The sequence below is a fragment of the Streptomyces sp. NPDC054840 genome, from assembly GCF_053611065.1.
Window position 1 is genome coordinate 1 of the sequence record NZ_JBSGZP010000299.1, and the last position, 8,501, is coordinate 8,501.

General features: G+C 66.0%; 6 protein-coding genes, 1 tRNA gene and 3 pseudogenes. 4 read left to right on the forward strand and 6 right to left on the reverse strand.

Going from position 1 to position 8,501, the window contains the following annotated elements:
• Positions 1-38 precede the first annotated feature (38 nt).
• Positions 39-320 (reverse strand): hypothetical protein, encoded by a 282-nt coding sequence (locus ACWGIU_RS21130; protein ID WP_453707984.1) that lies wholly within the window; start codon positions 318-320, stop codon positions 39-41.
• A 186-nt stretch (positions 321-506) separates the two neighbouring features.
• Positions 507-1,211 (reverse strand): hypothetical protein, encoded by a 705-nt coding sequence (locus ACWGIU_RS21135; protein ID WP_453707986.1) that lies wholly within the window; start codon positions 1,209-1,211, stop codon positions 507-509.
• A 1,686-nt stretch (positions 1,212-2,897) separates the two neighbouring features.
• Here ACWGIU_RS21135 and ACWGIU_RS21140 point away from each other — a divergent pair.
• Positions 2,898-3,218 (forward strand): annotated as a pseudogene (locus tag ACWGIU_RS21140) (ATP-binding protein); the annotation flags it as partial.
• Positions 3,219-3,291: 73 nt separating this feature from the next.
• Here the strand turns inward: ACWGIU_RS21140 and ACWGIU_RS21145 are convergent.
• Positions 3,292-3,903 (reverse strand): HAD-IA family hydrolase, encoded by a 612-nt coding sequence (locus ACWGIU_RS21145; RefSeq protein WP_453707988.1) that lies wholly within the window; start codon positions 3,901-3,903, stop codon positions 3,292-3,294.
• Between the two features lie 716 nt (positions 3,904-4,619).
• On the opposite strand from ACWGIU_RS21145, the gene ACWGIU_RS21150 reads away from it, so the two are divergent.
• The gene (locus ACWGIU_RS21150) at positions 4,620-5,156 is read left to right on the forward strand and encodes an SMI1/KNR4 family protein (RefSeq protein ID WP_453707989.1); all 537 of its coding nucleotides are present in this window, start codon (positions 4,620-4,622) and stop codon (positions 5,154-5,156) included.
• A 34-nt stretch (positions 5,157-5,190) separates the two neighbouring features.
• Here the strand turns inward: ACWGIU_RS21150 and ACWGIU_RS21155 are convergent.
• Positions 5,191-5,580, reverse strand: a pseudogene (locus ACWGIU_RS21155) (transposase); the annotation flags it as partial.
• A 3-nt stretch (positions 5,581-5,583) separates the two neighbouring features.
• Positions 5,584-5,901: pseudogene (locus ACWGIU_RS21160) on the reverse strand (alpha/beta fold hydrolase); the annotation flags it as partial.
• Positions 5,902-6,483: 582 nt separating this feature from the next.
• On the opposite strand from ACWGIU_RS21160, the gene ACWGIU_RS21165 reads away from it, so the two are divergent.
• Both ACWGIU_RS21165 and ACWGIU_RS21170 read left to right on the forward strand, forming a co-directional pair.
• A tRNA-Gly gene (locus tag ACWGIU_RS21165) sits at positions 6,484-6,602 on the forward strand.
• A gap of 831 nt (positions 6,603-7,433) precedes the next feature.
• Complete coding sequence (locus tag ACWGIU_RS21170; RefSeq protein WP_453707990.1) at positions 7,434-7,817, forward strand: hypothetical protein; 384 nt, start codon at positions 7,434-7,436, stop codon at positions 7,815-7,817.
• Between the two features lie 296 nt (positions 7,818-8,113).
• On the opposite strand, the gene ACWGIU_RS21175 is transcribed toward ACWGIU_RS21170, so the two are convergent.
• Positions 8,114-8,501, reverse strand: a 388-nt coding sequence (locus tag ACWGIU_RS21175; RefSeq protein WP_453707992.1) for a hypothetical protein, incomplete at its 5' end; no start/stop codon positions are given.

Sequence of the window (8,501 nt, forward strand, 5' to 3'; positions counted from 1 at the left end):
GCGGTGGAGGGCCCTCTTGTTTGTTGTGTATGCGCAGGTCAGGCGACCTGTAGTTTCGGCCGGCCTGTGGGAGCGGGCGGCGTCTGGTGGTAAGTGGGGAGCTTGAGGTTGGGCAGGTCTCCGGCCTGAATGCGGACGAGCGTGTCCCGCAACGCGGCTTCCATGGTTTCGGGGGTCTCGTACTTCGCCGCGAGAGGGTGGAGGCGGTATGAGTTTCCGTTCCGCTCCTCACTGCGCGGTCTCAGGACGATGTTCAGGGCGCACAGGGGAGCCATGAGTCCGCTGATGGCCTGAGGCGTGACGCCGTATTCGGTTGCCATGTCCCTCTGTCGTACCGGAATTGCTCCTCCGAAGTCGCTTCGGTAGAGGAGGTACTGGAGGAACTTGACAGCGGATCCTGACAGGGGCAGGGCCCAGATGCGCTCCGAGACGATCGGAGACATGACGTTAGCCATGGGATGGCCTTCCTCGTGTTCGGTTGCCCAGAGGTGGGTCTGTCTGCGCTGTCACCCGGTTCGTTTCCTTCTACGGATGCCTGTGTCGGCTCCGAAGTCGAGGTCCAGCTCCTCCTGATGGGCGCTTTCGGGTCCCACCGCGTAGGGGAAGGCCTCGGCATTTCGGTCGTGGCGTCCGGCGATCTCGGCGAGGACGTCGTGTTGAGCGGTGCTGTTGCCGTGGAACCACAGGCGTACGTTGATCTGGATCCGGCCGTTTCCGGCCTTCTCGATCCAGTGGTAGCCGCACAGCGCCTGGACGGCACGGTTCACGGTGGAGCGTGTGATCATCTTGCCGCCCTTCTGGGCGGCGACTTTGTTGAGTCCGTCCGTGATCTCCTGCTGTGTGTACTGGGCGATTCCGGTGCCCGGTACCTGCCCGCCGGCTACGAACAGGAAAACGCAGAGCTGCGACTTGGTGATGCTGTTGGCGACGGCGAGCTGGGCCAGCAGCTGTGTGAACCAGTTGCTGGCCAGGCTGTAGCCGGCACCGCCAGCCATGTCGTGAACTGACCGTGGGTCCGCTGCGTACTCGAAGTGGACGCCCTTGAGCCGACGACGGCCGCCGGGGTCGGCGGCCTCGGCCACCTTCTCCCCGAGTTGCTGGCCGAGGACGGCCAGGATGTCTCCGAACTCGGCATCGTTCCCTGCTGCGGTGGGTGCGGGAACAGGCCGGGGCCCGCGCTGTCGACGACGGGCGGGCGGATCAGATGTCACAGGACCTCCTTGTTACTCAGGCGATCCGAGACTATCTAAAAATCAACGCCTGGTTGTCTTTTGACGCACCGGCGCGCCGTACGGGACCTCAGACGCCCGGCCCTCCGGCCGACACACAGAAAGTCCACGACACATGGATTTTCTGTGTCGCTGCGCACCGGAAGTTCACCACTGCTTGATTTCTGGTGTCGTGATAGCGACACATCTTCATGCGGTCCGGCAGGTGGGCTCGGGTCATCCCAGTGCTCACCGCAGCGCTTCGACCTGCGAAGACTCAACGCCTGACGGGGCCGTCCAGAAAGTCCACGGGTACTTGATTTTTGGGCCAAATGTGCTCCCCAGGTACACATTTCGCAGGACCAAAGGTGCTCCACGCAGCACATAGACACTCAGAAAACTGCAGGTCAGAGGCGTTTCATCTCGCCGCTCTCTTCTAAAAGAGCCCTTGACCGCTTGCACGTCCCCACACTGGGGTGTCGCCCAGGCAGCTGCTTCCACAGCATCCCGACTGTCCTCTTGGTCGACTCCCTCTCGACCTTGACCACAACACCTCGTTCACCGCCCGAACCCCTCTCGGAGTGCACCGGCCCCTCCCCCACCTTCGCCATCCGCCTGCTCAACCGCATGACTTCACCGCTCGTTCCCCGTGGGTGGCATCCCCTGCTCAAACAGTGCACCAAGGACCGTGCACAGGTTCGACTGCGGAATGGGGCGTAAGTTGCCCAGGGTGGCCGAACGCCCGGAAGGTGGCTTGGGTAAGCAATCCGACCATGCTGACCGAGTAGCGGGACTCTCTATCAGGACCCGATACCGGTACCACCGAAAGCCAGCCACATCGGAGGGTCTCCCGAACAATCGCGATCAGTGGCCACCTGCACCACCCACCGACCTCGTCCACACTTCCCTATTTCGAAGCCAATACAACCGGTGGCCGCCAGCGGTGCCTTACTGCCCCGGCGGGGCACCGCAAGCCCGCCAGGGCTGAGGAGCTACCGACCCTGGGCAAGAGCGGAGCCCTTGCCCAGCATCCCGATACTGCAACCTGGAGGGGCAGGCACCGCCAGCGCCCGGGCTTCCTCGACACAGCCGTCCGCGGCTACTGAGGCGGAGGACGTGCGTTCGCCCTACCTTCGACGCCGCTCAACGGGCTTGGCAACCTGATAGCCGGTCACGACTCCGAGCTCAAGTCTTCTCGTCGACCGGCGCCCTTCCGCCTCGAAGCCAATCGGCTTGGCCAACACCAGCAGGACCTCCCCGGCGGCTCGTGGTCGGCAACCACGATCAGGAAATTTCTACCAAAACGGAAAAAAGCGAAGCACGTAATGGCCCCCTACGACGCCTATCTCAACAGGCCCGGTGTGAACGGACCTACTTCCATCCGGTAGACCCGCACCGGGGCTTACAGGGCTTTGAGGCCGTCTAGTCCGCCCCCCACGACACCCAAACGGGCTAGTTCGGGCAACTTGACACTCAGCCAGCCGATACCTCCTGCACAGGGCATGTCATAGAGCCGGTAGACCCCCAGTGCGATCGACCACGCTGCTGGGTCCGCTGACACACAGAAAAACGACTGGGTTTGCCCGAACGCGCCTCGATCAGATGAGGAACAGACAGCAGGCGCTCTCAGGAACGTGGCGGCACGCCGATGAGTGCGGGGTGCTAACGGCGTTAGCACCCCGTCGTGGCGAACTCGTCGAAGCCGCCGACGAGAAACTCCTCGCCAAGACCATCGCCCGCTACGGCCCCGTCGACCTTCTCTGCATTGACGAGCTGGGCTATATGGAACTGGACCGGCGCGGTGCCGAACTCCTCTTCCAGGTTCTGACCGAGCGCGAGGAGAAGAGCTCTGTGGCGATAGCCTCCAACGAATCGTTTGGAGGCTGGACAAAAACCTTCACCGACCCCCGGCTCTGCGCCGCCATCGTCGACCGCCTCACCTTCGGCGGCAACATCATCGAAACCGGCACCGACTCCTACCGCCTGGCCGTCACACGGGCCCGTGCCGAAGGCGGCCGCGGCGGTCACGAGCTGACGTCTGTCCTGGTCACAGCGGTAGTCGGCCAGCGCCTCCCCGCCTTGTTTAAAGGACCGGTGCCAGTGCTTGGCGAAGATCTGAGGGGTCGCGGTAGAGCACGGCGGTCATACCTGCCGCGCGAGCCGCATCGATGTTGGCCTGGGTGTCATCCACGAACAGGCAGCGCTCGGCCGGGACGCCCGCTCGTTCCGCGGCGATCCGGTAGATCTCCGGGTCGGGTTTCGCGATGCCGACGCGGGAGCTGTTGACGACGTGGTCGGCGAGGTCGGTGAGTCCCAGCAGGGCCAGGTCCTCGTCCAGCCAAGCGGTCGCGTTGGTGACCAGTACGACGGGCATCCTGCCGCGGGCTTTCCCGATCAGCTCCACGGCATCCTGATCCGCGCGGAACGGGGCGTGGGCGAAGGCGGCGGCCAGTTCGCCGGCCTGCGGGGCGGGGATCCGGTCGGCAAGTGTATCGGCGATGGAGGCGGCCCACTGGGCTCTGCTGATCTGCCCGAGCAGCAGTGGCAGATCTCGCTCGGGGGCGAAACCGATCTCAGCGGTGATGCCCTCGGCAAGCCCGGCTGCCCGCTCCAGACGCGTCACTTCGGTCAGGTCGTAGAAGCGGATCACTCCGTCAAGATCACACAGCACTGCGTCGAACACCCTGTCGCCCATGGCCAGCGATCATGCCAGACCTCGATACGCGCCCTGCCACCGCCCACGGGGACCTTCTCCCAGCGCTCGACTTCCGGCGATCCCTGCACCAGGGCCGCTCGCTCACGCGCCCAAGGTGGAGTCACTTCTCACATTCAGATCTTGTCCCTGAAGCCCCTGGATGGAGTCAGAACTGACCTACCGACGGAGTCGGTTGTCACTGACGCAGCCAGGCATGCGCACCGGCCGCCGATGTGGTGGGCGCGTAATCCTGTGCCTACTCCCCCGTGTGTGTCCGAACGATGTGCCGGCAATTGCCTAGCAAGGCGGATCACCCGGACCGCTGGATCTCGGGGCTCCCCCCACCGCCGCGCGCAGGCTGGCATGCAGAGGAACCACCGGTTGCGCGGTTTTCACTCCCTGGTCGAGTGCTGTGACCGGGGAAGTTCGCCGGGTTGAGGATGCTGCGCCCCTCTGCGATGAATAAGGAAGACGGCGACCGCAAGGACGTCACTCGCTCGTGCACCTGCTCGATGACATCCCACCCGTTCGGGAGGCCCGGACCTCAGTGGCTACGACCACGGCGTCTACCGGCACCAGGTTCGGGCCCGCGGCATCCTTCCCGCCATCGCCCGTTGCAGCACACCCCACGGCAACGGCTCGGTCGCCTATCGGTGTTGTCAGAGGGAAGCCGGATGATACTCCCGGCCAGTCACGTATCAGGGACGAGGGAAGACATGCCATCGCCATTGGAACGCCTCCAGACGCTGCTCGGTGAGCCGGAGGAGGCGTGGGGCTGGCCGCGCCGAGAGGTCTGGGAGGCCTCCGAACGGCACCTCGGTGTCACGCTGCCCGCGGACTACAAGGCCTTCATGGACGTGTACGGGCCGGGAACCCTCGACGGGTACCTCCACCTGGACCGGCCGACGGGGCTCATGACCCCTGCCGAACTTGAGGACTTCTGGTCCCTGGAGGCCTGGCGCGATGCACGAAGAGGGTCGGAGGACCTCTACCCCTCCCCCTTCCACCCCGACCCTGGTGGGCTCATCCGCTGGGGCCACGACGAGCACAGCAGCGAGTACTACTTCCTGGCCAGCGACCCGGATCCGGGCAACTGGGAGATCGTGGTCGGCAGCGAGTGCGCCGAGTGGTACCGCACCAGCGGCACCTTCACCGACTTCCTGATGCGCTGCTTCGACGGCCTCGACCGGGCGCCGTTCATGGACCGCGCCTGGCCCGGAGTCCACGCCCGCTACAAACCCTTCGACATGTAGTGCTGTGCCCGGGAAGGCTTGCCAGGCCGGGCGGTCAGGCTGCTGTTTGTAGTGGTCTGCAGCCCCATCGGATGCCCTTCTCGCTGCGAATGCGGGCTCCTTCGCGTCGTTGGGCTGCGAGGACGTCGGGGTGGCGGGCGTCTTGTTGCGCCACCGCGAGCAGGCGGGCAAGGCCGCGACTGGGGTGGTGTGGTGGGGTGGTGGGAGTTGGCGAGGGTGAATTGCCGAGCGGTCCGAGTGAGCCTCGATGGGGTTGGCCCAGGAAGCGTAGGTCGGGGTGAAACACAACTCGACCTCGTTCTTGGCCGCCCACCACCTCATCCGCCAGTTTGTGCGGGCCGACATGTTGTCCAGGATCACGTAGATCAGGGCACCGTCAGGGCGAGCGGCCCGGCCCGGATCGTTCTGCCGCCCAGGTGGTCAATGCTCCCAGGTGCTCCCGCAGCCGCTCCATGTCGGCGATCAGGTGCCGGGTGGTGTTTTTGTGCCGCATGTCGGTCGTGGGTTCGCTTGCGTGGGGGGTGCTGCGGCCACAGCCCCGCTGGTCGAACAAGACGACCCGGTAGCGGACCGGGTCGAAGTACTGGCGCGCACCCGTCCCGCACCCTGATCCCGGTCCGCCGTGGACGACGAGTGCGGGCTTGCCGTCCGGGTTGCCGCAGACCTCCCAGTACACGAGGTTGCCATCGCCGACGTCGAGCATCCCCTTCTCGTACGGCTCGACCGGCGGGTACAGCTCGTCCATCTTCCAGACCTCCTGGCAACCAAATGCAACATGAACAAGGCCATGTATTAGACAACATGGCTGAGGAAGACCGTCGGCGACTCCGGCCCTCCCCGATCGGCTGGCTGGGTTCTCGGCTGGTCAACGACGGTTGTCAGGCGGCCCAGCGCGGAGGGCGGTGATCCGTGGCACGTCTGTGGTGGCCGACGATCAGAACGAGCAGGGCGAGGGTCGTCGCGTCCATCGGTGTCCTCCATGGGTAGACAATCGTCCCCGCGCCGCGCAGGACGAGGTGGCAGGAGGACAAGTGGGGGAGCGGCTACCAAGCCGCGCGAGCGTCCTCCTCCACCCCTTCGTGGGGGCTCAGGCGCCGCTGGGCAGCAGGAGCCCTCGAAGTCACCCACGGACTCCCGTATCGCTGTTTGGGGGAAACCGGCGCCGATCCAGTACTGCGACGGTGCCTTGGTTCACGAGAACGGGTTCTGGCTCAACTTCTGTGGACCCACGGCAGTGGTCTCCGGCTTCCCGGAAAAAGATTCGTCCGCAGCGAACGGTGTCTCTACCCTGAGTCGCAGCGGGAGTGCGCGCATTCCCGCAGGTTGCAGTGCCGTGGCAGAGCGGCCCATTGCGATCGCCGTGGGCGGGGTCCCTCCCACGGCGACTGACGGAGACGGAGCGGGCCTGCTCCCATCTGTCCGCGGGTTCAAATCCCGTCGGCACTGCAACCGACCTGGACGTGACCCAGTGCACGGACTTGCCGCATCGCGCCAGGTCCACAGAAGTTGTGCCAGAGCCCGAGAACGGACAGCGCGCCAACGGCGTCCAGGCTCAGCCGCGCAGTTCCTTGTGCTGCGCGGAGGCTTCCACGGTCCCGTCGTCGGCTGCCGTTACGGCTCCGTCGCCGCGCATTCTGTACATCTCGTCGGACGAGCCGAAGCAGCGGGCTTCCCGTCTTCAGGCATGTGCCACGGCCGTGCGCCAATCCGCCGGATGCACCGGGCCATCACGGTCCATGAAGGTGCTGACCCTTATGCCTTGGTAGTGCGACGCCAGCAGTGTCCGGTGCTGGGTGATGAACTTCCATCTCGGCACGTGCGCCCTGTCCCCCGCGCTCGTCGAGCAGTGCTTCGCTGACGGCACTGTGCGCCCGCTGACCTGGAACCGCCACACCCCGGCGTACGCTGTCGCCCGGCTGGCCCGCCACCCCGAGGCGAAGGTCCGCGAGATGGTCGCCGCCCGGCCCGACCTGGGACCGGACCTGGTCACCGAGCTGAGTGAGGACCGGGACGAGGACGTACGCAGGCGTGCACGCCTCCACCCCTTCCCCCGTACCTGGGCTGAGTACTGGGCCATTCACCGGGTCATCGGACACGGTCAAGACTGCACCTGCCCGATCACCGAGCCTGACGTCGAGCCGTCACCCGAGTGGTTCGCCGCCTGCGCGGTGTCCGGGGAACCGGTGCTGCGCCGGGTCGCGGCGAGCTGGTCCGGCCTGCCCGCAGCACTCGTCGAGACGCTCGCACGGGACGACGACGAGGAGGTACGGATCCGGCTTGCCTGCCACCACCCGCTGGCGCCGCCACATCTCCTCCTTGACGTCTTCGTCACCCGTCCGGCCCACCGTCCGCACCTGCGGACGCTGCCCGGCTTCCCGCGCACCGGCCGGACCCATCGGCCACCCGGATCCCCAGGTCCGCGCCCTGGCCGCAGCCGATCCCACCCTGCCCGAACCCCCAGTGGACGACGCCGACGAGGCTGTGCGCCGGGCAGCCGCCGCCAACCCGGTCCTGACGCCCGAAGTCCTGGAGGCCCTCCTCGCCGATCCCCGCACCGCGGAGGGCGCTGCGGCCAACCCGTCCCTCCCGGTCCCCTGCATGCACGCGCTCCTCGACCGCTGCCTGACCGGCGACACCATGCCGCCGGCGGTTGGATGCTGAGAGACGACGCCCGAGTAGCGACCACAGGCGGGGCAGCCTCGGCCCGCTGTCCGTCTCATTAGATCTTGCAGGGGTGAGGCCGTTGACCTGCGGGGTGACAGGGTCGATCGCGACTTACTGGGGGAGTGACGAGGCGTCGCGAAGGCGCGTGGGCGGTGCGGTTGACGCGTCTCATGGATCATGGCGACGGTGGACGCCGCCTGAGTAGGACCTTGTCAGGTTGGCTAGACGCTTGACGGCCGGTTTCGCATTGAAGATGGCAGTTTCCTGGTCGGAAGCCGCAGTGGTGGACGGGGTCAGGAAGAGGGGCGCCGCTGACGGTCCTGAAGCTCACCGCGGGCGGTTGACCAAACGGTCTCGAACTCATCGGCCGACAACGACTGCGGGTCGTGCCCTTCCCACTCGGAGACGGGTGGTTCCGCGGTCAGACCGTAGACGTTCTCGTATTCAGCTGACCGACCGTCTCTTTGGGCTTCTTGCCACTCGACCAGCGAGGCAGCGGTCAGCGCCTTGCTTCCGGGCTCCTGCAACGCGACTTGCCGGATCACATTGCCGTCGGCGTCCAGCTCGAAGTTGAACCAGACGGCTTCCTCGTCCCAGAAGCAGCGAACCCAGGTCGTCACGGGTTCACCGCGTCGAAGGGCTCTTCGTGCCAGCGCCAGCCGGCGGTGCCGTCGTCGTGGA

Bases quoted from the DNA above. Each gene is read 5' to 3' on its own strand.
- ACWGIU_RS21130 (WP_453707984.1), bottom strand. From the start codon at position 320: ATGGCAACCGAATACGGCGTCACGCCTCAGGCCATCAGCGGACTCATG.
- ACWGIU_RS21145 (WP_453707988.1), bottom strand. From the start codon at position 3,903: ATGGGCGACAGGGTGTTCGACGCAGTGCTGTGTGATCTTGACGGAGTG.
- ACWGIU_RS21150 (WP_453707989.1), top strand. From the start codon at position 4,620: ATGCCATCGCCATTGGAACGCCTCCAGACGCTGCTCGGTGAGCCGGAG.